Genomic DNA, 23768 nt, shown 5'->3' on the forward strand with positions numbered 1-23768 from the left:
TCCGCAACAAATTTGATACCTGCCCGGCAGCGGCAGAAATGATTGACCAAAGAGAGATCCCGGTACCGGAAATTTTCCGGTCCGTGCTCCAATCCCGGCACTTTTCTATGGGGAAGGACTGGCCTAATGCAAGTGCAGATAGCACAGTGCGCATCCCCAATAAAAATCAAGATTTCCCGCGGTTTTCCGCGGGAAATCCTTCTTCTCTTTTCTGATTTAGATTTTGAACCGGTAGCCCACGCCCCAAATTGTCTCAATGTACTGAGGCTTTGAGGTATCGAACTCAATCTTCTCCCGGATTTTCTTGATATGCACGGTCACGGTCGCGATGTCTCCGATGGATTCCATATCCCAGATATTCCGGAACAGTTCCTCTTTGGTATACACGCGGTTTGGGTTTTCCGCCAGGAAGGTCAAAAGATCGAATTCCTTGGTCGTAAACTGTCTTTCCTCCCCGTTTACATAAACTCTCCGGGCCGTCTTGTCAATCTTTAGGCCGCGGATTTCAATGATCTCATTTTTCTGGACGCTGCTTCCAATCAGCCGGTCATAGCGGGACAGATGCGCCTTCACCCGCGCCACCAGCTCGCTGGGGCTGAAAGGCTTTGTAATATAATCGTCGGCGCCCAGGCCCAGTCCGCGGATCTTGTCAATGTCGTCCTTTTTCGCGGAGACCATCAGGATCGGTGTATTCTTCTCCTGACGAATCTTTTTGCAGATCTCAAATCCGTCCATGCCTGGAAGCATTAGATCCAGAATAAACAGATCAAATTCTTCCTTGAGCGCCCTGGTCAGCCCGGTCGTCCCATTGTTTTCGATCTCCACCTCAAAACCGGAGAGCTCCAGATAGTCTTTCTCCAACTCCGCGATGCTCTCTTCGTCTTCCACAATCAAAATTCTGCTCATTCCACAGGTACCTCCTGGTATTTTCTCAGGACAAAGTGCATGATCGTCCCGGTGTTTTCTTTGCTGGTGGCCCAGATCCGGCCGCCGTGATCCTCAATGATTTTCCGCACGATGGAGAGCCCGATCCCGCTGCCCCCGGTGGACGAGTTCCTAGAAGCATCCGCCCGGTAAAACCGGTCGAAGATGTAGGGCAGATCCCGGACTGAGATTCCCCGGCCGTTGTCCTCGATCTCCACCTGGACAAAATCGCCGGAATCCCGGATCCGCATATTGATGATCCCTTTTTTCTTGTCCATATACTTGACGGAATTGCTGATGATGTTGTTGATCACCCGTTTTAACTGCTCGGCATCCCCGATGATCGTCACATCCTCGGTCAGATAATTATAGTAGGTCAGCTCAATATTCTTTGCCGAAAGCTCTAATTTCAGCTCCTCGGCGCAGTCGCCGAAATAATCGTCGACCTTGATCTTGGAGAAATTGTACGGAATCCGGTTGGTGTCGATCTTGGTATACAGGGTCAGCTCATCGATCAGCTTATCCATGTCATTGGCTTTATTATAGATCGTCCTCACATATTTATCCAACTTTTCCGGTGAGGAAGCCACGCCGTCCAAAATCCCTTCCACATAACCCTTGATTGCGGTGATCGGAGTTTTCAGGTCATGGGAAATGTTGCTGATCAGCACCTTATTGTCCGCGTCATACTGCATTTTCTCCTCGGAATTTTCTTTCAGGCGCAGACGCATCTCCTCAAAAGCCATACAAAGCTCGCTGATCTCGTCTTTCCCGCTGACGTCGATGGAGAAATCCAGATTCCCGTTTTTGATCTCCCTGGTCGCTTTTTTCAGCGTGCCGAGAGGACGGAGGATCGAGCCGTACAGCCAGACCGTCAGGAGGATGGCTGTCAAAATCAGTACCAGGATGATCACATAGATCACATCCATAATCACGCTTCGTACCTCCGGCAGCGCCGGTTCCACATTGGTCACGATAAAAAGGCTTCCCTCTTTGCCGTCCGGAAACAGAAAATCCTGCTGGCTCATCAGGCACTGGGCGTCCCCGCCCAGATAAATGCCTTCCTGATTCATGCTGTCCGAGCCATACCCATAGCCAGGCAGGCGGTGAAAAAGCGCTTCGGCCGCCGCGTCGCCGTAATACAGGATCTGTCCGTCTTTTCGAACGATCAGATAAGAATGCTTTTCCACCAGCCGCTGATTCAGGTTTTTCAGATAATCCGGATCCTGGAGCGCCGAAACATCTTCCTGGAGGATCAGCTCCACCTCGTCCCGCATGCTCTGGGTCAGCGCGTTAAAAAGCTGTAACGAATTCGAGGAAATCAGGCCCTCCGTGTCGCTTAGCCCGTAAATTTCCCGCAGGGCTTTGATCTGAAAATTGTTCATCACCATCACGGACGCCCCGATCAAAAGAATCGGCGCCAGGACAATGGTTAGAAAGGAAATGGTCAGCTTTGTCCTCAGTTTCATTTTAATTTTATCTCCCTCAGACCCTGGTTGCTGAACTGGAGAAACCGGCTGCCGCTCAGGAAGTACAGTTTTCTGGTGGTTCCCTCCAGGTTTCCGTGGAATTTTTCTTTCCCGCTCTGATCCAGAACCAGACATTCCGTTTCGTCATAAAAAATCAGATAATCTCCGGAAAACTCCCCGTGTGTGTAGGAAAATGGGATTTCCGCATTCATTTTTTCTTTTCCGGACGTGTTGTAGAGATGCAGGCGGTATTTGCCGCCGTCCTCCTTCTCCACAATGGCGATGCTGTCGTCCGAGGTAAAGACGCTCTGCACTTCCTGCTCGCAGGGGATCTCCGCGACCTGCTTCGGCTGGGCCTCATTGGCCAGGGAAAACAGATAGGCTTTGCTGTCTCCAAACGCGCAGACTAACTGATCGTTCAGATAGCGGATTTCCGGGAACAGCATTTCCCCATATTTGAAGAACCCCACGACGCGGTCCGCTTCGGTCTTTCCCACGTCAAAGTTGTAAAAAGCAATCCGGCTCTGCATGCTGCCCTGGTCCATATAGACGATGGAGACCGCAAGCCCGGTCCCGGTCGGCGACAGGGACAGATCCAGCGGATAGCCCTCACCGGCCAGCGCCGTCTTTACCTTGATATCCAGTTTTAATCCGGTTTTATCATAAAAATAAATGTAGCTGGCATCCGTATCGTCTAATACCAGCGCCAGGACTCCATGGGCAGAGACAGTCAGATTTAAAATGGATAGGTTTGTCTGGACCGTCCCCTGGACACCTTCCTCGTTAAATATAAAAGCGGTCTGGGATTTCAAGTCTGCAATCGCGCCGTATTCTCCGTTCACAGCGACCGATGGATTCCGCATGGAATAGCCATAATTCCAGAGCAGGTTTCCCGACCGGTCCAGGTAAGACATGCCGTCTTTTCCGTACTGCAAAATTCCCATGCCGAAATCCATGAATTCCGACACGCTCTCGCCGGCCGCCTCTTTTTCCCTCACGATCTCGGCGGTCTCATAGTGGATCCGGCTGCTGATAAAATTCCATAGCAGAAAAACCAGCAGGGCAGCCCCCAGCGCAGCCGCGGCAATGCAAAGCCTTCTCAGCCGGTATCGCCGGACCTCCTCGTGCATGGACTGCAGCTCCTCCTCGGAAGGCTCCGGCGGTTCCGAGACCACCCGGCGGCGCAGCTGCATTTTTTTCTTCTCACGGGAGTAATTTTGATCTTGGTTCATCTATCTAAATTCCTGTCTTATGCGATTTTCTCACCTGCTCCTCCCCGATGGAAAAGAACCAGGCCTCACTTTGTTACATATGGTATCATGTCTGGCGACATTAAGCCATGTCTGGCGACATTATACCACATTTTCCAGTAAAGTGCATAAAGTTTTTGTAAACAGTCCTTCTTCGGACGCGTGCTGGCAGAAGGCGGACGGCCCGATATGGCGGGGCGGCATGAAACAGAAAAAGGAAAGCCAGGGGACCCCCTGTCCCAAACCGGCTTTCCCCTTGCCTATTCACTCCGGCAGAATCAGTCTTTGCCCGCTTAAGATCTCATCCGGATTTTGGATGTTATTGATCTCACAAAAACGCTTCATCGGCCCCAAGGTCCCGTACAGCTTCCAGCAGATTTCGCTGAGAGTCTCCCCTTCTTTCACCAAATAGATGGAATCCGCCGATACTGCCTTTGTCTCCGGCTCAGTCTCTTCCTCCGTGGGTTCCTCTGTCGGCTCCTCCGTAGGCTCCGTCTCCGGTTCCGTGGTCTCCGGCTCGGTCGATTCCGGCTCCGTGGGAGAGGCCGTCGTGGACGCTTCCGTCGCAGCCGCCGATTCGCTGGATGGAACCGTCACCGTCACTTCGCTCTGGGAGGCCGACGCAGAAGGCTCCCCCGAAGCATTGGACGGGGTCACGGACCCGGCCACCAGGCTTTCTCCCGTCTCCGGCACGGTCGCAGACACCGCTGCCGTTCCATTCTCCAAGGACAGCAGGTCATTTACCGAAGTCTCCAGCCCCTTTAGCTTTTCTCGATAATTGAAAAAGGTTACGCCAACCAAAAGAATTGCCACGCAGGCCGCGGCCAGGCGAACCTGTTTCCAGCCGCTCTCCGACAGAAAACTCTGCTTGTCCTTCGGCTTCGGCTCTTCCCCGCTTGGTTTCGCCGGTGCTTCCTGCTGCGGTTCCTCGTTTTTTCCCGGTGAAAGCCAGCTTGCTTTTTTCCCGCTCAGAAGGCGAGGCCCCGGCTTTCCCGCCTCGTCCCCGCGTGATGCTAAAAAATTTCGCTTGTCCCTCCGATCCCGCTTCTCATTTCCGCCGGATTTGCGCATCTCCTCCATCCGGGCGCGGAACTGCTGAACCACAGCTTCCCGCCCCTCTTCCCGCGGCGGTTCTATTTTCCGTTCCGACTCCATGTAAGCCTGCATCGGCTCATTTCTCTCGTAATATATGTAATACCCTTTCATCCGGTCCAGTCCGCCCTTCCAAAGCATGTAAAAGGCTTCCTGATCATCGTCATCGTGGAGCAGAAGGACCTTGTCCCCCTGGGCAAACGCCTCCTCATAAGTTTTTTTCAAAGACAGCTTGTCCACCAAGCCGCCGGATTTTTCATAGACAAACCAGCCGCATACTCCCATATCCGGAAAAAATTCTTCTTTCCGCCGAAAGATATCCTTCCAGGTGCTCTCTGTAAACCGCAGCCGTCCATTTTCGAAATCAGCCGCCCGCGTCTCCAGCGCGCCGGAAATGAACAGGCAAGGTACGCCCTCCCGCACCTGATGTCTGCCAAACAACACGCCGACCCGCCAGGATTCCGCAGACAGCTCCAGTTTTTGGAAATAACTGCAAACATAGTCTTCAACGTAAATCTTGATCCGATCCTCTTTTTCTCCCATCTGCCGCATATTCTTTGGCAGGAGCTTTTCATTTTCCGCCATACCATCACCCCATTATCAAATTTCCCGAAACCTGCGGGCCGGATCCGGCCCGCAGAATCCTATGGGGTATCGTAGCACAGGCAAAGTGAGAAATTTATCAATTCCTGTCCGTAATTTCCAAAAATGTTTCGACAGATTTTATGCCTGAGCAAATCGCGTCGGCCAACTCCATCACCGTTCCCAGACGGATGCTCTGCAGCATCATTGGTTCCCGGCATTGTCCGTTTCCGACCACGCCGGTAATAAAGATATCACCGACCCGGTTCAGCCGCTTCCGCACGCCAAGACCGGGACGGATTCCCCCTCTTCCGAGAGAAATCGTGCCTACTTGTTCCTGCCTTCCGATCGACGCGTCAATCGCCACCACCACATGGGCCGGATATCTTCGCTGGATTTCTTCGACGGTCTCCTCCAAATTTACCGCATGAACCGGCCGGGAGAGAGTTCCGACGATCCGGCATCCCCCCACCAGTTGGTGCTCCAGCTTGTAACCGATAATAGGACCCAGACTGTCGCCGGTGGACCGGTCGCTGCCGATACACAGAAACAGTACTTCCCTTTTGGCCTCGGTCTGTTTTACGCCTTCAATCAGGCTGCCCAGATGGGCGGCGAAGGAGCGGGGCGAAAAAGAGGGCCCCGGCTCATAATAACAAATTTCATTTTGCATTTCTTTCACAATCATCACCGCTATCCAGTATTTCCAGATTTTACAGCTTTATGCGGAAAAGCCAATAACCGAGTTTTTCAGCAGGCCGGTACTGTCGGAATCCAAACATCTCCGCAACCCGGTAATCCTGGTTCATACTGTCGCCCGGCACCCCGATAAAATACAGTTCCTCCTGGACGTCCTTCGCCAAAATCAGATGACGGTGAGCGTAATATCCGTTCAACAGGAAATCGTTCCCGCCCAGATGCCAGTATTCACGGGGCAGGCGGCCGATATCCTGAACCGAAATCCTCAGCACTTCCCAGGGGTCTTCCGGGCCGAAGGGCTGATATATCGGGTATGTATTCCAGAGCTGGTTCCAGGTGATCCGGGGATCCACGTTCCAGGCAAGGTCAGGCTCCAGCGCCTGGGCCGAGACATCCGCCACTGCTTCCTGTCCGGTTCCTCCGGCCGCAGACCGTTCCCTCTGTTCCCCTGCGCTGGGCGTCGCCTCTTGATTCACTCTGTCCGGCTGAATTTCACGGGGCCTCCGGCTTTCGGAAGGCTCCGCCGGTTCAGGAGCGGAGTTCTGCATTCCCGGTCTTTGTTCTGGAGCCATGCCGTTCGTCAGATCTGTCTCCTCCGGCTCTTCGGCCCGGACGCGCCGCTCCGGCGCAGCGGGATTTTGCCGTTCCAGAGGCTCCGGGTTCTCCGCCGGATTGTTCGGCTCCGGCGCCATACGGCTCTGACCCGGTCCCGCCTCATCTATCCCAGGCGCGATTTCCGGCGAAGGCGCTTCCTCCTGGAACTCTTGCTCCGGTTCTTCCGTCCGGCTTGCTCTGTCCAGCTCCGAAGTCTCGGAAGATTCTGCTCCCCCGGAAGGAATTTCAGTCCGGCCGGACATCTGTTCCGGGAGCGGGCGTTCCGCCTCGCCGGGAACCTCCGGCCCCGCCGCGGAATCCGGACTGATCTGAGGCGGCATCTCTTCGGCAGCCCTCTCTTCCCCCTGCCGTCTGCTTCTCTCCGGCGTCCCTTCCAGGGGAGTCTCTCCCTCTTCGTTTTCCCGACTCAAAGAGGATTCCCGGCGGCTGTTTTCCTGCTCTGCAACGCGTTCCCCGCCGCGGGTTCCCTCTGCTTCCTGACCGGGTTCCATCCTCTGTCTGCCTTCCTGTTCCTGCTCCACGGATCCCAGCGGCTCTCCCCCCGGCCCCTGATCCAGGACCGCCGGTTCCTGCTGACCTTCTCCCGGATTCTCCACATTCTCCGCCAGCGGCTGCTCCGGTTCCCGGCGCGGTTCCGGCGCTCCCTCGTCCGCATTCTTGCTGTTTTCAGCCTCTTCCTCTTCCCAGGGCCTGCGCTCATCCCAAAAGCTGAAATACTTCTTTCCGCTGCCATCCGGGAAAACACCGATTCCACAAAATTCACCGAGGGGAAGGCCGCTTCCCGCTATGTTTTGCGCCTGGGTTAAAAAGGCCCCCTCGGCCCCTGATGCCCGGACCGGCATGGTTCCAAGAAAGATCTGTCCAGGCTCCCTTCCGCAGCGAAACATTTCGGCCCGTCCGACTTTTTGGCCCTCAACGTCTCCTTTCAGAAAGATCCGCAGGCGGCACTGCCCGTTCCTCACTTCCAACCGGACAAAGCCGACATTTTTTCCCTGGGTTCTTCCGTGGTATTCGTACAAATAAGAAATAACTCTCCGGTATTCCATCATAAAAAATCCCCCCATACAACACTGTTATTAAGCATTGTATGAGGGGCAAGCCATTTTCATGCCTGATCGGGCAAAGCCCATTTCTGCGGAATTTTGAAATTTCGATGGGCTCCCATCGTGGTACCTGTTTTAGTCGGCGATTTCCTCATAACCGGTCAGATCCGGAAGATTCAGGACCACTTTGTCCCCAAAATTGGTATATTCCTCCGTGATATCATACGTAAGCGAAGCGGTGAATCCCTCGGCCGACAAGTCCACCTTAAGATGAAGTTCCGTCTTCTGGGGCACATTATCCTCGTTCATCAGAAAGCTTCCGTCCGCGTCCACAAAGTTCATGGTCAGCGCTTCCCCGTAAGTATCCTGATATTCCTTGATCTGCGGAATGCTGTCGGAGATCTTTCTCACATCCTCCGCGCCGATCCCAAAATTGATCGTATAGGTTCCGTTCTCTTCCTTCAACTCCATGTTCCGGTAATCCTTGGCTTCCAGCCTAGAAAAGAGGTTCAGTCCGTTAAAAATCTGGGACGAAGCCTGATCTTCGGTCACCGACTGCTGGTAGCGGGTTCCCGCCATGTCCACATACAGCTTTCCACCGGTATAAACATAGGAGATTGGGACCGTCATCGGGCTTCCGGTTCCCATATCCAGGTTCATGTTCGCTTCAAAAAGCAGGGCCCGTTCCGCGCCTCCTTCCCCGCTTCTTCCCGTCTCTTTCACCGTGCCAGTCATTCCATTCTGCGCAGAGCCTCCCTCCTGGGACACCGCCGCATTCATTGTCAGACTAATCTCAACAGCATCCTTTTTCGACCAGGATTCCGCCGCTTTTTTATAAACCGATTCTGCAGTTGCTTTTCCGGAGCACCCTGCCAGGGAAATCCCCAGCACAATGCCAATCAACATCGCCGCCGCTTTCTTCATCTCTGTCTCCTCCTCCCGTATGCTTGCCTATCTATCGGGCCCCCAGGTAACTTTCCCTGCGGACTGTGCCTCCACGCTTTTCCATTCTTGCCGGGGCAGCTGCCCGCTTGTTTTTAGAGTCTTCGCCCACTCTTTAGTCAGTGGGGCGACGGCGGCTGAGATAATTGCTCAAAGCCGCAAACTGCTCTAACGTTAACGCTTCTCCCCGCACACTGGCCGGAAGCCCCAGCTCCGCGATCGTCTCCTGGATTTCTTCCTTAGAAAAGGAGAGCTCCGGAGAATTGTTCAGCCCGTTGGCCAAGGTCTTCCTCCGCTGGTTAAAGGAGGCCCGGATCAGCCGGAACAGGAGAGCCTCATCCTCCACCTGAACCGGTTTCTCCCGGTGAGCCGTCAGACGGATCACCGCGGAACCGACATTGGGCCTGGGAATAAAACAGTTCGGGGGGACGTTGGCTGCCAGATACGGCTCGGCATAATACTGCACCGCAAGGGACAAAGCGCCATAATCCTTGGTTCCAGGACCGGCTTTCATCCGGTCCGCCACCTCTTTCTGCACCATAATGGTGATATTGTCAAGCGGTACGCCGCTCTCGAAAAGTCCCATGATAATCGGGGTTGTTATATAATAAGGAAGGTTGGCCACCACTTTCACCGGCTTTCCCCCATTCCTGCTTTCCGCAAGCGCCTTTACGTCAAGCTGCAAAATGTCCCCGTGGATAATCTCCACATTGGCGCAGCCGGAAAGAGTTTCCTTTAAAATGGGAATCAGATGATCGTCGATTTCCACCGCCGCCACCTGGCGGGCCGCCTCGGAGAGAGCCTGGGTCATCGTCCCGATCCCCGGACCAATCTCCAGGACAAAATCATCCTTTGTCACGCCGGCGGCCCGGATAATCTTATCCAGCACATGACTGTCTACCAGAAAGTTTTGACCGAACCGTTTCTGAAACGCAAATTCATTTTTCCGTATGACCGCGATCGTGGCCTGCGGGTCTACCAGTCGTTCCATGGCTCCTCCTTACTCTCTTGGCTGTGGCAGCCGGTAAAACCGAAACGCATTTTCCCAGGCCGCCTGCTCCACCGTCTCCGGCGAAACCTGCTTCAGCCCGGCAATCGCCTGGATTACCCCCGGCAGATAGCCCGACCAATTTCTTTTCCCTCTGTGGGGAACCGGGGCCAGATAAGGGCAGTCGGTCTCCAGCAGCAGCCGGTCCAAAGGCATGTAGGAGACGACCTCTTTCAGTTTCTTTGCATTGGCAAACGTTACCACACCGCCGATTCCCAGGTAATATCCCATATTCAGGTACTCCCTCGCCATCTCCACGCCATAGGAGAAGCAATGGATCACCATCGAAAAATCTGGCCCTCCGGCCTCCCGGATCAAGTCCAGCGTATCCTTCGCTGCGTCCCGGCTGTGGATAATCACCGGTTTTTGAAGCGCCTTTGCCAAGGTGAGCTGGGCGGAAAACCACTTTTTTTGAATCTCCCGGTCCGGCTCATTCCAATGGTAATCCAAACCGATCTCCCCCACCGCCACGGCTTTCGGATGCCGGAGGCACCGGCGGAGCCAATCCAGGCTGGCGGCTGGTTCTCCCTCCCGGATCGTTTCTTCCGGGCTTCGTTCGAATTCCGCCGTGTCCGAAGGGTGCACACCCGCCGCAGCATAGAAAAAGTCATATTCCTCCGCCAGCTTTAGGCTGTTCTCGGTGCTTTCCCTGTTTGCGCCTACATTGACCACCCGCCGGATTCCAGAGGCGGAGAGTTCATTCAGGACCTCCGCCCGGTCCGCTTGAAATGCCTCATCGTCATAATGGGCATGCGTATCAAAAATCATCGAATTTCCGCTCCCGCCGGCATCTCTTTTTCCGGAACCATCAGAGAAAGATTGCCTTCCGCATCCTCGGCACAGAGAATCATCCCCTCGGACAGCACTCCGGCCAGTTTTGCCGGCTTCAAGTTAGTCACAACCATCACTTTTTTGCCGACCATTTCCTCCGGGGAATAATGGGCCTTGATGCCGGACACGATCTGGCGCACCTCATGGCCGATCTTTACCTGGGAGCAAAGGAGCTTTTTGGATTTCTTCACAGCCTCGCAGGCAATCACCTCTCCGATCTGGAATTGCAGCTTTCCAAACTCCTCGATATCAATCTCCGGCTTCTTTTCCAGATCAATAACCGGCTCTTCTTTTTCTTCCTGTTTGGGAGGAAACAGGGTGTTCACCTTTTCCATCACTTCGTTCAAGTCCTGTCTGGCGAAGAGAATCTCCGGCTTTTCCGTCACCTTGCCGCCGGACGGATATTTTCCGAACACATCCAACTCGTCAATGGGACGCAGGGACGCGGACAGCTGGGCTGCAATCTTCCCCGCTGTCTCCGGAAGGAAGGATTCCAGGAGGGACGCGCCGATCAGAATGCCTTCCACCAGGTTGTAGAGCACGGTCGCCAGGCGGTCTTTTTTGTCCTCTTCCTTGGCCAGCGCCCAGGGCATGGTCTCGTCGATATACTTATTGCAGCGCTTGAACAGGTTAAAGATCTCGGTCAGAGCGTCGGCCACGCGAAGTTTCTCCATCTTTGCGTTCACTTTGCCGACCGTCTCCAGAACCGTCTTTTTCAGGTCTTCGTCCACCGGCTCCGCTGCGCCGGTATCCCTCACTGTTCCGCCGAAATATTTGTTGCTCATGGCGATGGTCCGGTTCACCAGGTTGCCGAGAGTATTGGCAAGGTCCGAATTCACCCGCTCCACCATCAGCTCCCAGGAAATCACGCCGTCGTTCTCAAAGGGCATCTCATGAAGCACGAAGTAGCGCACGGCGTCGACGCCGAAGAAATCCACCAGAGTATCGGCATACAGCACATTTCCTTTGGACTTGCTCATCTTGCCGTCACCCTGCAAGAGCCAGGGATGTCCAAAAATCTGCTTCGGCAGCGGCTCGCCGAGGGCCATCAGGAAAATCGGCCAGTAAATTGTGTGAAAACGGATGATATCTTTTCCGATCAAATGCAGGTCCGCAGGCCAGAGCTTCTTGTACTGCTCGCTGGAATTTCCGTCCGCGTCGTAGCCGATGCCGGTGATATAGTTGGTCAGGGCATCCAGCCAGACATAGGTCACATGCTTCGGATCAAAGGAAACCGGAATTCCCCAGGTAAAGGAGGTCCGGGATACGCACAGGTCCTGAAGGCCCGGCAGCAGGAAGTTGTTCATCATCTCATTCTTCCGGGCAACCGGCTGGATAAAATCCGGGTGGGTGTTGATGTGCTCGATCAGGCGGTCTGCATATTTGCTCATGCGGAAAAAGTATGCCTCTTCCTTCGCGGGCTGGACCGGGCGGCCGCAGTCGGGGCATTTGCCGTCCACCAGCTGGGATTCGGTGAAGAAGGATTCGCAGGGTGTACAGTACATTCCTTCATAGTAACCCTTGTAGATGTCACCCTGGTCGTAGAGCTTCTTGAAAATCTTCTGCACCTGCGCTTCATGGTCCACATCCGTGGTGCGGATGAACTTATCGTAGGAAGTATTCAGGAGATCCCAGAGAAATTTTACCGTACCGGCTACCTGATCCACGAATTCTTTCGGAGTAACACCTGCCTCCTGAGCCTTCTGCTCGATCTTCTGGCCGTGTTCGTCGGTTCCGGTCTGGAAGAATACGTCGTAGCCCTGGGCCCTCTTGTAGCGCGCGATGCTGTCGGCCAATACGATCTCGTAGCAGTTTCCAATATGGGGCTTGCCGGAAGTGTAGGCGATAGCCGTTGTAATGTAGTATGGGGTTTTACAGTTTTTGCACATGTTCTTTATCCTTTCTTAGGTGATGTTTCTTTTTTTACTGAATATAAGCCAGAATAGTAAGCAGGAATTTCGCTTTGCGAAATTCTGCGCCGCAATTTGTCGCGTCAGCGACATCTTCCTTTGCATTTGTGAGTGCCTCTTTAGCGGAGCTTTTTTGTTTGATAGGAAATTCCAAAGGAATTTCCTATCAAACAAAAAAGCTCCCGTCCTGTATCCTAGGACGAGAGCCTGCGCTTCGTGTTACCACCTGGGTTCGCTCCCGCCTCGCGGCGAAAGCCTCTGTGAGTACGGGAAACTCCGATACTCCGGCGCGTTTACGGGCGCTCCCGTCGCATCCTAATGCCGTCAGGCAGTCGGGTGCGCAGCTCCAAGACCATCTTCTGCTGCAGCTCCTGCACTCCTTTTCAGCTTCCGGAGCTCTCTGTGGCTTCACCTGCGGCATACTCTTCTCTTCATTGCTTTTGTCTTTATTGTTTCCGGGAACCCCGGAAATCCTTGTGTTTTCTCATTCTACTATGTTTTCCGGCGGCTGTCAACCCCAGGGCATTAGCAAGCCTCCGACCAGGCACCACTCCCCGTCTATTTTTGCCACCGTCGCGCTGCCCTTTAAGCTGCTGTCCCGGACGCTGCCATTGGAAAACAGAAAGTCCTTGATATCCTGAATATCCAAGGCATCCTCATCATCCGATTCCAAATTTACTTGAACCCGAAGAGCATAGGCGGCATCGATCTCTTCGATATCCAGGCCATACCCTTGGAGCTCTTTGGTCAGCGCCCGAATCTTTCTGTCCGTCATCTCCTCTTCTTCCAGGACTTTATAAGTCAATTTAATCTTCGTCCCATCCAGCAGGTCTTCCAGCCGCTCCTGGATGATGTCAATCATCTCCTCTTTATCCGAATCCACATAGGAGGTCTCCCAAAACGCCTCCGGCACCGCCTTCATCAGTTCCTTCGCGTCTTCATTTTGGATTCCATGAATCAGGTGATCCAGCGGTTTTTCATAGGAATTTCCTCCCACCAGCTTAACGATCAGGATGATCAGTGCAATCACAACAACAGCGATCGCAGCCACCACAATGATCCCGATTTTCCGGTTCTGACTTTTTGCCTCCACAAATCCGCCGTTATCGCCCGAAGGCGCCCCTCCCAGAGGCGTCCCGCACGCACTGCAGAACCGAACCCCATCCGCCAGCTCTTTCCCACATTTTGGACAAAACATTTCTTTTTCCCCTTTCTCTATTCTGCACTCCCGCCGGAATCGCATCAGCAAAAATTATGATTCCCGCTGCGCCCGCTCATCCACGGCCGGGAAGGCTTTTCTGCTTTAATACATCAGACCGCCAAGAATGCCCCACTGTCCGTCTACCTTTCCCACCAGGACCGACAGTTTCACGCTGTTCCCGCGAATGGTTCCTCCCAGAGAAAAATCCTCCTCAAAATCCTTTGCGTTATAGCTATCCTTGGATTCAACCGTGATTCTCAGTTTCAGCTCATAAGCTTCGGTGATCTGCGTCTCATCCAGCCCATAGTCTTCCATGCGCTCCTCGTAGAATTCCCGCCGCTCGGAATCCAGTTTTTTCTTTCCCGTCACTTCATAGGACAAACGCAGCCGGATTCCGTCCCGTTTCTCCTCTAACTCCTCCTGGACATTTTCAATCCATTCTTCCTTGGTCCAATCCGCTTCTTCCTGCAAGCTCCAGTAGATCTCCGGCATACCTTTCAGCATCTCCTTGGCATCCGTATCTTCGATTCCTTCCAGAAAATATCTGATTGGCCTCTCAAATCCGGGAGTGCGGAGCGATACCACGGCCAAAAGCAGCAAGAGGACAATCAGCAAAGCAAAGCCGCCCACCGCAAACATGCCGATTTTCCTGTATCTCCTGACGTCTTCCTCTGCATTTCTCTTCTCTTCCAAGATCAGCGGCATCGTGCCCACAGGGCTGCCGCAGCCGCTGCAAAACTTTACGCCATCCTTTAGTTCTTTCCCACATTTCGGACAAAGCATCCTATTTTCCTCTCGTCACATAGCCCTTCTCTTATGAAATCTATGCCAGTTATAAGGGAAATTCCCCATTTTCCGTCAATCTTCTATAAGCATATCGCAAAACCAGAAACTGTGCAAGTATCAATCCATGGGTTCGGGCCTTGGATCCAAAAAAAGGCTGCCGCAAAAATGGGCTTTCATACAAGATATCGGCTTTTGTATCAAAGCCAAGCTGTATATCTTGTAGAAATTTCCCATTTTGCGACAGCCCCATCTTCGGACACGCGCTGCCCGCAGAGATACTTGATCGCAGTATTCTCTGCTTTATGCTTCTGTAAATTGATCTTTTCCTACGCCGCACAGAGGGCAAACAAAATCTTCCGGAACATCTTCCCATTTCGTTCCGGGCTCAATGCCATGATCCGGGGCCCCGTCGGCTTCGTCGTATTCCCATCCGCAAACTTCACAAATATATTTCATCTGCACTTCCTCCTGATCGGATATATTCTGCGCATCCAACTGCCTGGCTCTGCCCGAAAACAGCTGCCGCCGGCTTCGTCTGCGTTTGCTTATTTTATCACATTCTCATGAAAAAAGCAATGAAATTTCAGACGCAGGCGGATTCTTGAAATGAGATACAAAAACCAGCGGATAAAAGCCGGTTTGTGCTTTTACTATATTTTTTTTCTCATTCATGCTATACTGATACCCAAATACAAAATTTATCGGAATCATGAAAGGAGGTCTCCATGACCAAACAAGAATTCGCCGATTTAGCCGGCAAGGGCCTGATTCTCCTGGACGGAGCGACCGGCTCCAATCTCATCAAGGCCGGCATGCCCCGCGGCACCTGCACCGAGAAGTGGGTGTTAGAACATCCCGATGTCTTGATCGATCTGCAAAAAGCTTATGTTCAGGCCGGAAGCCAAATTGTTTTTGCCCCGACTTTTGGCGTCAACCGTTTTAATATGGAAAGTTTCGGCCTTGCCGGGCAATTAGAGCCTATGATCCGCCGCCTGGTTGGTTTCTCCCAGGAGGCAGTTGGCGGAAAGGCGCTGATCGCCGGGGACATCTCCACCACCGGCCAGATGCTGGAGCCAAGAGGTACGATGACTTACGAACGTTTGCTGGAAATCTATAGTGAACAGATCACACTGCTGGTGGAAGCCGGCGTCGATCTTTTAGGCGCTGAGACGCTGATGAGCATTGATGAGGCCATGGCGATTCTGGACGCGGCCGCTTCCGTATGCGACCTTCCGGTCATGTGCAGCTTGACCCTGGAAGCCGACGGCACGGCCCTCTACGGAGGAAGCGCTGTGGAAACCATGGAAACCTTACAGGAAATGGGAGCGGCTGCGGTTGGCGTCAATTGTTCCGTGGGGCCGGACCAGTTGGAAGCGGTGATTGCCTCCATGAAATCGGTCGCCAAGGTCCCGGTCATCGCCAAACCTAACGCGGGCCTCCCCACCATCACACCGGAAGGCGAAGCCATTTACCGGATGGGGTCCGAAGAGTTTGTCCGTTACATGAAAGTGTTGGTGGATGCGGGCGCCGGAATCATCGGCGGATGCTGCGGTACTACGCCGGAATTTATCGAGGGATTAGCCGCAATGAAACAGTCACTCTTATAAGGAATGTTTTCAAGTTCTCGGTTCATCCCCTTTTACCAGATTTCTAGAAACGTGAAATTGGGAACGCGGACGACTATTTTAGCGTCACCGCGTATAAAATAAATAGAAAAGATGGGAAAGCAGTATTCTATGAAAAAACGATTTATTTCTCTGACCGCCTGTCTGCTGGCATTGCTTTTGATCCTGGGAAGCTGCCAGTCCGGCGGACCTTCAGGGCCTGCGGAAAACAACGATTCTTCCACGGAAGGAACGGCCGCCGAAAGTCTCTCCGAAAAGGACCGCGTTCAACAGGAATTCGATCAATTTACCGAAGATCTGTTCCTGGAAAATGTGGACTCCGACACCATTTCCCTGCACTATGTCCTGGCCGACCCGGCCGCTCTCGGCATCACGGATGTCCCGATCACGTTTGGGGAAATGAGCGCTGCCTCCTACCAGGAGGCGGTCCAAAGCATCAAGGATTCCAGGGCGAAGCTTTCCGCCTTCTCCTATGAACTCCTGAGCGGCGATCAGCAGCTGACCTACGACATCTTGATGTCATACCTTACCACTGAACTTGCATCGGAAAAGTATGAGCTTTACGCAGAATCCTTAGGCCCAACTACCGGGATTCAGGCGCAGCTTCCGGTGCTTTTGGCGGAGTATACCTTCTATACGGTAAACGATATTGACGTCTATTTGAAGCTTCTGGAAAAGCTGCCGGATTACTTCTCCTCAATTCTGGATTTTGAAAAGCGCAAGTCCGAAGCCGGGCTGTTCTTTTCCGATGAGACGGCGGACGGCGTCATTGAATCCTGCGATAACTTCATTGAAGATCCAGAGAACAATTATCTGATCGAGGTGTTCAATGACAAGATCGATGAGAGATCCGACCTGACCGATGAGCAGAAAGCCGATTATAAAGCTCAAAATCAGGAGCGGATCGAAAAATTTGTAATCCCCGCTTACCGCCTGCTATCGGAAGGGCTGCAGGCGCTAAAGGGCACGGGGACCAACGACAAAGGGCTGGCAGGCCTGCCGGACGGCGCCAATTATTACGCTTGTCTGGCCGCTTCTGACACCGGTTCTTCTTGGACTCCGGAGGAAATGATTAAAAGACTGACGGCCCGGATGGCCCAAGATATGATGGGGATCAGCACCGTCATCCAAACCGACAAAGACTGGATGACGAAATTTGATTCGTTCCAATTCGGCCTGACTGAGCCGGCCGACATTTTAGAAGATTTGCAGAAAAAAATCACGGCTGATTTTCCGGAACTGGCCGGGACCAGCTATAAAGTAAATTATGTCCACGAGTCGCTGGAAAAAAATATGAGTCCCGCCTTTTATTTGACTCCTCCGATTGATGTGGATACGGAGAACGCCATCTATATCAACCGGGCCAGCGGATCCGACAGTCTCTATACCACGCTGGCCCATGAAGGATATCCGGGCCATTTATACCAAAACGTTTATTTTGACCGGACCGAGCCCTGCCATCTGCGTCATCTGCTGAACTTTGTCGGCTACAGTGAAGGCTGGGCGACCTATGTGGAAAATCTGGCCTATGGATTTAATACCAATGCCGATGCCCCGGCGATCCAATTACAGCAGCTAAACAACTCCTTATCTCTGGAGCTTTCCGCCCTGGCGGACTTGTATGTCAATTACAAGGGATATTCTCTGGAAGAGTTGCAGACTTTCCTGGCCGGGTTCGGCTATGATGACGCGGCGACCGCAAAATCCATCTTTGATTATGTGGTCGCGGAGCCCGGCGCTTACCTGCCTTACGTGATCGGCTGGCTGGAAATCGAAGATCTGAAATCTTCCGCGCAGACGGCTCTGGGCGACCGGTTTAAGCTGAAAGAATTTCACCGGTTCCTGCTGGATATTGGCCCCGCCCCTTTTGATGTGATTGAAAAGTATATGAACGAATGGCTGGAAACGCAATGATAAAAAATAGCTGCGAAGCAGTTATTTTTGTCCAAACGAAGCAACGCGGAGTTCGGACTTCCCGTTCTTTTTATGGAGCGACGGAGGAGCGAAATAAAAATAGCTGCGAAGCAGTTATTTTTGTCCAAACGGAGCGAAGCGGAGTTCGGACTTCCCGTCCTTTTTTATGAAGCATCCCAAAGAGCGAAATGAGAAATCGTTCCGCTCTTTGGGATGCTCCGCGCCGCTGCGCGCCGGGAAGCCATCAGAATTTTTGATGTCAGAAAAAGCCCCTGTCTCTGTAATCGAAATTACAGGAACAGGAGCTTTTTTACGGTTCCTCTTTATTTCATTTTCCCTCAGCCTTTGCGGCAGGAAAATTCACCTTTTCTAGGTGAGCTTTACTGAGCGGCGGTCGTGGCGGCAGCCGTGGACTCAACCAACTGTTTGGAGAGATCCACCAGATCCTGGAGCGTCATCTCCGCAGTGGCGGAAGTGAAATAAGAGTCAATCTGGGTAACCAGTGCTGCCACCTGGCTGTCGATCTGAGCTTTTACTTTCTCATCAGTCTTCGCCAGCTCTACCAGAGAGGAGAAGTTATCCATCATGGCATCGCCGATGTCCATCAAAACAGCATTGGCCGCAGCGGTTTTCTCTTCATCCGTAGCTTTGGACCATTCCGTCTTGGTCCAGCCCATGTAAACAGCGTTATCGCCAGCTTCCGTGGTTGCGCCGGCTTCCGCCGCCGTCGTAGCTGCTGCGGTGGTCTCTGCCGCCGTCGTAGGCGCAGCGGTCGTCTCCGCCTCTGTCGTAGGTGCAGCAGTCGTCTCTGCCGCTGTGGTGGATGCCGCCGTCGTATTCTTATCGTCCGAAGAGCAGGCAAGCATCATCGTGCTGCAAGCAAGCAGCGCCAGTACCAACATTCCAACTTTTTTCATTTCTTAAAATCCCCTTCTAAAATTGATTTCCTTACTCGCCAAATACGGCTTTATAATCCGCCTGAAACTTTGCAATTCCCTGATCTGTCAAAGGGTGCTTTGTCATCTGTTCAATTACTTTATAAGGAACCGTGGCGATATCCGCTCCGGCGAGTGCGCTGTCTGTTACGTGTATCGGATTCCGGATGCTGGCGGCGATGATTTTCGTCTTCAGCCCCTGTACGGCAAACATTTCCGCAATGGTGCGGATCAGATCAATCCCCGGCACGGAAATGTCGTCCAGCCGGCCTAAAAACGGAGATACAAAGGTCGCCCCGGCTCTTGCCGCCAAAAGCGCCTGATTAGCTGAAAACACCAAGGTCACATTCGTCTTGATTCCCTCTTTGGACAGAATCTTGCAAGCTTTTAAGCCTTCCGCCGTCATCGGGATCTTGACCACCATATTCTTATGGATTGCAGCGATCTCACGGCCTTCCTGAACCATCCCCTCGGCATCCACCGTCGTGGCTTTCACTTCGCCGCTGATCGGTCCGTCCACAATCGAGGCAATCTCTGCAATCACCCGTTTAAAATCGCGGCCTTCCTTTGCGATCAAAGAAGGATTGGTCGTCACTCCGCTGATCACGCCCATGTCGTTCGCCTTTTTAATCTCCTCAATATTGGCAGTATCGATAAATAATTCCATTGCCTTTCTCCTTTCCGTATTTGCCAGCATTGCTGAGCAATCTTGGGTATCGTCCAGGGGTCTGCCCCCCTGGGTACAACAGTATAAAAGATCTGCCAAGGGCAAATCAACAAACCAAATTTTCCTTCCCCATAATACACCGAATTCCTCGGTTTGGCAACCGAAAGATTCTCATTGCCATGGATTGTAGGGATTTTTTTTCGGCCTGCGCTTCAAAAGATAGAACACCAGGCCCACCAGGATTCCAAATACCAGCCCCGAGATGTGCGCTACATTGTTTACCTCCACCGATAAATAGCCGGAAACCAAGGTTAAGGCAATCAGAAGAACCATCTGCTGTAAGGAAATCCCTTCCGCGTCCCGCCCCAGAAGCGCCACGGCGAACATGCCGCCGCACACCCCGAACACAGCGCCGGAAGCGCCGGCGGAAATGACCGCATAATCGTTGGTCGTAAAGTATACGAATACAGAAACCAGGTTCGCTCCCACCGCGCTGACCAGATAGAGCACCAGATAGGGGATATGCCCCAGAATATTTTCCAGCCGGTATCCCAGCACAGCCAATATTAGCATATTCCCCATCAGATGATTGATGTCAAAATGTAAAAAAGCAGCTGTCAACACACGGTAAAACTCCCCGTCCTGAACTCCGGTCAACGTAACGCCCCCGCCGTCTAAAACTTCGTAAAGCGCAGCCGGGATTCCGAATAGGTCCGGCCCAAAAAAGAAGAGCGCATTCACGCCCACCAGGAAAATCGTAATCACCGGATATTGCCGCCAGATCCATCGAAAATTCACAATAGCCTCACTTTCTAACATTGCTTTGCCTGCGGTTATCGTACCATTCGTCCCGGCAATTGTCAACAGAAAAAGGAGCTGCAAGCAGCTCCTCTCCGGCCGGCTTCCGTATGGGCGTTACGGAAATCAGATGCGGGCTGCATCCGGTACCGGCAGCGCACGGGCAATTGGGGAACGGAGAAAAACGCCTCGTGCGCACGACTGTCTTTTGACAATGTAACGCTATTATAGAGGAAGATCAGCTATTTTGCAAGAGATTTTTTGTCTTTTCTGGAAATCGGTGGACTTATTCTTTGTTTTATGACTCTAGTTTGATCGGCTGTACAAAAACTGTAAGGCTACAATTGTTTCTATGTCCGCCGGATCCCCGTAAAAAGTCCATCCTTTCCACAAGAAAAGCCCAAGGAACCTAACGCCTTTACTGGAACAGATATTTTAAATCCGCCAACATAATCTCATCTCCCGCCTGAACTGGATACCGCCGGTTCGGCTCCAGCTTTACACCGTTTAGATACGTACCATTTGTTGAATTGCAGTCGATCAGGTAGATCTCTCCTTCCTGCTGCTCTAACCTGGCATGAATCCGGCTGATCACCGACCGTTTTAGCTGGTAATCACAGGCCCCTTCCATCTTACCGATCACAAAAGGCATGCGGGAAATATGAATCGTATCATGCTTCAGAGAATTCTGGCTGATTAGCAGCCTTTCTCTGGTTTCTGGGACAAAATTCCCCTGCAAAAACTCCGTGACTGCCTCCCCGCTGTCCGGAAAATCGAGGGCGGGTGCTTCTTCTTTCCGCTGTGGCCGCCGGCGCATCTCCCACTCCCGGAGAAGCAAGCCAGCCAAAAAGACCAATGCTACCGCCAGGATCAACACTCCCCAAGAAACCGTATTATCCGGCGGCTCCCATAGTCCCAGCAAATAGAACAGACCAATCGTCCCCATTCCGGCCGCCATCACCACCGTACCTGCCATGGGCCTTTTTTGTTTCTTTTTAGGGGGAAGGATCACCGGATCTTCCTCTTCTTCCGGCATCCAGGCTTCCGCTTTCTCCGGGGCGGAAATTGCTTCCTCCTCTCCGTCCAATGCGGGGAACAAATCTTCAAACCCAAAGAATTCTCTGCGGCTGATCTGAAACAACTCGTAGGCCGCCTGTGCGCTTTTTTCCTCCATCGGATCGATTTTATTCAAAAAATACTGAATCAGCTGACGCAGTCTGCCGAAAAAATCTTCTCTACGCCCAGGATGACAGCACAAGCGCACCTGGGAAAGCCCTTCTTCCGGAACATAAAGAAATTCCGGCTCCAACAGCACATGGTTAACATCAATCAGGTACTCCTCCAAATGTTCCAACACCCGATAGATCCCAAACAGCAGTTCCCGGATATCCTCCAGGCACGCTTGCTTTTTCTCCCAAATTTTATGCAGCGGGCGGCAGCCTGTGATCCCAAAATAGTATTCCTCTCTCCCGTCCGCCCAATGGATCCGGCAGTCCAACAGCCCTGGAATCTGATTTTCCTCCATGATGCGCATGGCGTAAGTATCCGGTTTCATCTCCCCGTCCAGAATCAGGTATGTCTCATTCAGTTCCCTGCGGTAGCGCACATCCAATTGCCTCACCTCGATTCCGCAAGCAGACGGCCAGTCCGCAAAAGCCGGACCGGATCGATTTCCTTCCGCTTCACATAACATTGAAAGGTTCCGTTCTGTTTTATACCAAAAATGCTCTGCCCTCCCCCGGCAGTAGCGCGGAACGTCTTCCCCTGTTTTTCCACGTCCGCACCTTCCGGCTCCGCCCAGAATAACCACTCCAATTCCTGATTCAGCCAGGCGGATGCCGAATCGGCAGACTCGCGTCTAGTCCTCTGTACACTCTCCAAAGTCAAAGCCTCGGCTACGCCTGCGTCTCTCAGCCACATCCCAAAAGTAATCACGAAGAAAATCGCGCCGAGAACCAACGGCATGACAAGAGCCGCTTCCACCGTGACGCTTCCCTGCCTTTTCAACCCATCTCCTCCTTTTCCGCTCATATGCTTCCTTCATTGCAGAAATAAAATGCCTGTCTCCGCCGCCCATAGAAACGGCACAAAGGCCAGCCGTTTTTTTCTCCCTGCCTTCCCGCAGAAAAATAAGATCACAGCCCACAGGGAGGAGAGTAGTAAACCAAGAATCAAGAGAGAAAAGGCTTCTCTTCCGCCAAGAAACCAACCGGCATCCATCAAAACCCAGCCATCTCCGCTTCCCACTGCGCCATTGCTGACGCGGCTGAATAAAAGGATGATCGCTCCGGTCAAAAGGCATTCAGCCGCAGCCAAAGGATCCCAGCCGTTTCTCCAAATAAAACTGATTCCTCCCAGCAGGAATCCTCCGAGAAGCCAGGGAAACGAAAGCTCTTTCGTTCGGAAATCCTGAACCGACAATATTCCCAGCAGGCCCCACGCCACCCATTTCTGCATCCTCTATTCCTCCGCATATCAAATTCTAATTTTTGTCCACTCAGTCTCTCCGGCGCACCGGCAGCCGGGGAACATTCTACTCACCATCTCTTTTACAAAACCTTCCGATCATCCGTAAACTCGGCTTCCCCCGCACCGGCTGCAAGGCGGAAGCGTCACTTCTAATTTCCGTTTGGTCTGAACGTTTCGTTTGAGTCCTCCGCATTCTCTGTCCGTATGATACCGGTTTCCTTCTTGCGTAATCCAGACAATCGCCGGAGTATCCGAATATTTCGCACATCTCTCACAGGGCCGGTACCGTCCTCCCGCTTCATTGCGCCTGCCGTCCACCGAACCAAAAGCGACTTCCCGGATGGAAAGATTCAAGTGTGTGCACTCCATGGAACGATGATAGACCGTGCCGTTCTCCGCCACATACACCAACGCTTCCTCTTCCCCGCTTCCGCCGTCCTCCGCCAGATTCCCGGTCCAGGCGCGGCGGCGGCAGATCTGTGTGACCGGGATTTCCGTCAGACTGCCGAAGGAAATGGGAAGCCGGACCCGGTAAGAAACGCGTATCTCAATCCAATCTCCGTCCTCCATCCAGGAACTTCCCAAAAAGGAAAGCCCTCCGCTCCCTCCGCTGACGCAGGATTGCTCCAGCCGCTCCCGCCCAATCTTCCCGATCACCCGCTCCCTCAAGACCGCAAGCGTCACGCCTCCAGTGACCCACGCTTCCACGCCGCTTCCGGAAAGCGCTTCCCCGTGGTCCTCTCCCCCCTTAAAAAGGGATGCCACGCCGAAAGCCGCCGCCATCTCTTCCCCGGCCTCCTCCGCCGCCGCCTGAATTTCCAGGCCCACCTGCATTGCGGGTTCGATCCCCAAAAAACAGATCACCGCTATCAAAAACAAGGTCATCACCAACGCTGCCTCGACAGTGAGACTGCCCGGCGAGATACCCTCCGATATCTTCCCTGCGGGAACACAAGAAAGTTTCATTCGGG

The 23768-nt window shown here is 53.0% G+C and carries 22 protein-coding genes; 2 read left to right on the plus strand and 20 right to left on the minus strand.

The window, feature by feature from the left end:
- Positions 1-216: 216 nt before the first annotated feature.
- From MUB23_RS05925 to MUB23_RS05985, 13 genes are all read right to left on the minus strand, one after another.
- Positions 217-906: a response regulator transcription factor gene (locus MUB23_RS05925; RefSeq protein WP_244799414.1), complete on the minus strand. Its 690-nt coding sequence runs from the start codon at positions 904-906 to the stop codon at positions 217-219.
- A complete protein-coding gene (locus tag MUB23_RS05930) occupies positions 903-2393 on the minus strand; it encodes a sensor histidine kinase (protein ID WP_244799415.1) in 1491 nt (496 codons plus the stop codon). Before MUB23_RS05930 ends, MUB23_RS05925 begins: the two co-directional genes overlap by 4 nt.
- Entirely contained in the window at positions 2390-3625 is a 1236-nt protein-coding gene (locus MUB23_RS05935; protein WP_244799416.1) for a DUF5711 family protein, read from the minus strand. The genes MUB23_RS05930 and MUB23_RS05935 overlap by 4 nt, the downstream gene beginning before the upstream one ends.
- Before the next feature lie 282 nt (positions 3626-3907).
- Positions 3908-5320 carry a LysM peptidoglycan-binding domain-containing protein gene (locus MUB23_RS05940; protein WP_244799417.1) on the minus strand — a complete coding sequence of 471 codons (1413 nt, stop codon included), beginning with the start codon at positions 5318-5320 and terminating at the stop codon, positions 3908-3910.
- Between the two features lie 97 nt (positions 5321-5417).
- On the minus strand, positions 5418-6002 hold the full coding sequence (gene yyaC, locus MUB23_RS05945) for a spore protease YyaC (RefSeq protein ID WP_244799418.1): 585 nt from the start codon (positions 6000-6002) through the stop codon (positions 5418-5420).
- A 25-nt stretch (positions 6003-6027) separates the two neighbouring features.
- Positions 6028-7677 carry a hypothetical protein gene (locus MUB23_RS05950; RefSeq protein ID WP_244799419.1) on the minus strand — a complete coding sequence of 550 codons (1650 nt, stop codon included), beginning with the start codon at positions 7675-7677 and terminating at the stop codon, positions 6028-6030.
- 129 nt (positions 7678-7806) lie between these two features.
- The gene (locus MUB23_RS05955) at positions 7807-8595 is read right to left on the minus strand and encodes a hypothetical protein (protein ID WP_244799420.1); all 789 of its coding nucleotides are present in this window, start codon (positions 8593-8595) and stop codon (positions 7807-7809) included.
- A 133-nt stretch (positions 8596-8728) separates the two neighbouring features.
- Positions 8729-9604 (minus strand): 16S rRNA (adenine(1518)-N(6)/adenine(1519)-N(6))-dimethyltransferase RsmA, encoded by an 876-nt coding sequence (gene rsmA, locus MUB23_RS05960; protein ID WP_244799421.1) that lies wholly within the window; start codon positions 9602-9604, stop codon positions 8729-8731.
- A 9-nt stretch (positions 9605-9613) separates the two neighbouring features.
- Complete coding sequence (locus tag MUB23_RS05965; RefSeq protein ID WP_244799422.1) at positions 9614-10429, minus strand: TatD family hydrolase; 816 nt, start codon at positions 10427-10429, stop codon at positions 9614-9616.
- Positions 10426-12381 (minus strand): methionine--tRNA ligase, encoded by a 1956-nt coding sequence (gene metG, locus MUB23_RS05970; protein WP_244799423.1) that lies wholly within the window; start codon positions 12379-12381, stop codon positions 10426-10428. Before metG ends, MUB23_RS05965 begins: the two co-directional genes overlap by 4 nt.
- Before the next feature lie 532 nt (positions 12382-12913).
- Positions 12914-13600 carry a zinc ribbon domain-containing protein gene (locus MUB23_RS05975; RefSeq protein WP_244799424.1) on the minus strand — a complete coding sequence of 229 codons (687 nt, stop codon included), beginning with the start codon at positions 13598-13600 and terminating at the stop codon, positions 12914-12916.
- Between the two features lie 105 nt (positions 13601-13705).
- Positions 13706-14386 (minus strand): zinc ribbon domain-containing protein, encoded by a 681-nt coding sequence (locus tag MUB23_RS05980; RefSeq protein WP_244799425.1) that lies wholly within the window; start codon positions 14384-14386, stop codon positions 13706-13708.
- A gap of 303 nt (positions 14387-14689) precedes the next feature.
- A complete protein-coding gene (locus MUB23_RS05985) occupies positions 14690-14845 on the minus strand; it encodes a rubredoxin (RefSeq protein WP_244799426.1) in 156 nt (51 codons plus the stop codon).
- A 269-nt stretch (positions 14846-15114) separates the two neighbouring features.
- Here MUB23_RS05985 and MUB23_RS05990 point away from each other — a divergent pair, with 269 nt between their 5' ends.
- A complete protein-coding gene (locus MUB23_RS05990; RefSeq protein WP_244799427.1) occupies positions 15115-15996 on the plus strand; it encodes a homocysteine S-methyltransferase family protein in 882 nt (293 codons plus the stop codon).
- A gap of 129 nt (positions 15997-16125) precedes the next feature.
- Entirely contained in the window at positions 16126-17928 is a 1803-nt protein-coding gene (locus tag MUB23_RS05995) for a DUF885 domain-containing protein (RefSeq protein WP_244799428.1), read from the plus strand.
- 380 nt (positions 17929-18308) lie between these two features.
- On the opposite strand, the gene MUB23_RS06000 is transcribed toward MUB23_RS05995, so the two are convergent.
- From MUB23_RS06000 to MUB23_RS06030, 7 genes are all read right to left on the minus strand, one after another.
- Positions 18309-18845: a hypothetical protein gene (locus tag MUB23_RS06000; RefSeq protein ID WP_244799429.1), complete on the minus strand. Its 537-nt coding sequence runs from the start codon at positions 18843-18845 to the stop codon at positions 18309-18311.
- A gap of 31 nt (positions 18846-18876) precedes the next feature.
- Positions 18877-19530 (minus strand): fructose-6-phosphate aldolase, encoded by a 654-nt coding sequence (gene fsa / locus MUB23_RS06005; RefSeq protein ID WP_244799430.1) that lies wholly within the window; start codon positions 19528-19530, stop codon positions 18877-18879.
- A 171-nt stretch (positions 19531-19701) separates the two neighbouring features.
- Positions 19702-20328, minus strand: a complete 627-nt coding sequence (locus tag MUB23_RS06010; protein ID WP_244799431.1) for a rhomboid family intramembrane serine protease — start codon at positions 20326-20328, stop codon at positions 19702-19704.
- A 418-nt stretch (positions 20329-20746) separates the two neighbouring features.
- Complete coding sequence (locus MUB23_RS06015; RefSeq protein WP_244799432.1) at positions 20747-21949, minus strand: DUF6382 domain-containing protein; 1203 nt, start codon at positions 21947-21949, stop codon at positions 20747-20749.
- Positions 21946-22335 (minus strand): TadE/TadG family type IV pilus assembly protein, encoded by a 390-nt coding sequence (locus tag MUB23_RS06020; protein ID WP_244799433.1) that lies wholly within the window; start codon positions 22333-22335, stop codon positions 21946-21948. Before MUB23_RS06020 ends, MUB23_RS06015 begins: the two co-directional genes overlap by 4 nt.
- Positions 22336-22368: 33 nt before the next feature.
- The gene (locus MUB23_RS06025) at positions 22369-22785 is read right to left on the minus strand and encodes a prepilin peptidase (protein ID WP_244799434.1); all 417 of its coding nucleotides are present in this window, start codon (positions 22783-22785) and stop codon (positions 22369-22371) included.
- A gap of 108 nt (positions 22786-22893) precedes the next feature.
- Positions 22894-23763, minus strand: coding sequence for a hypothetical protein (locus MUB23_RS06030; RefSeq protein WP_244799435.1), 870 nt, complete (start codon positions 23761-23763; stop codon positions 22894-22896).
- Between the last annotated feature and the right edge of the window lie 5 nt (positions 23764-23768).

The organism is Cuneatibacter sp. NSJ-177, from assembly GCF_022867805.1.
Classification (GTDB): Bacteria; Bacillota; Clostridia; order Lachnospirales; family Lachnospiraceae; genus Pseudolachnospira.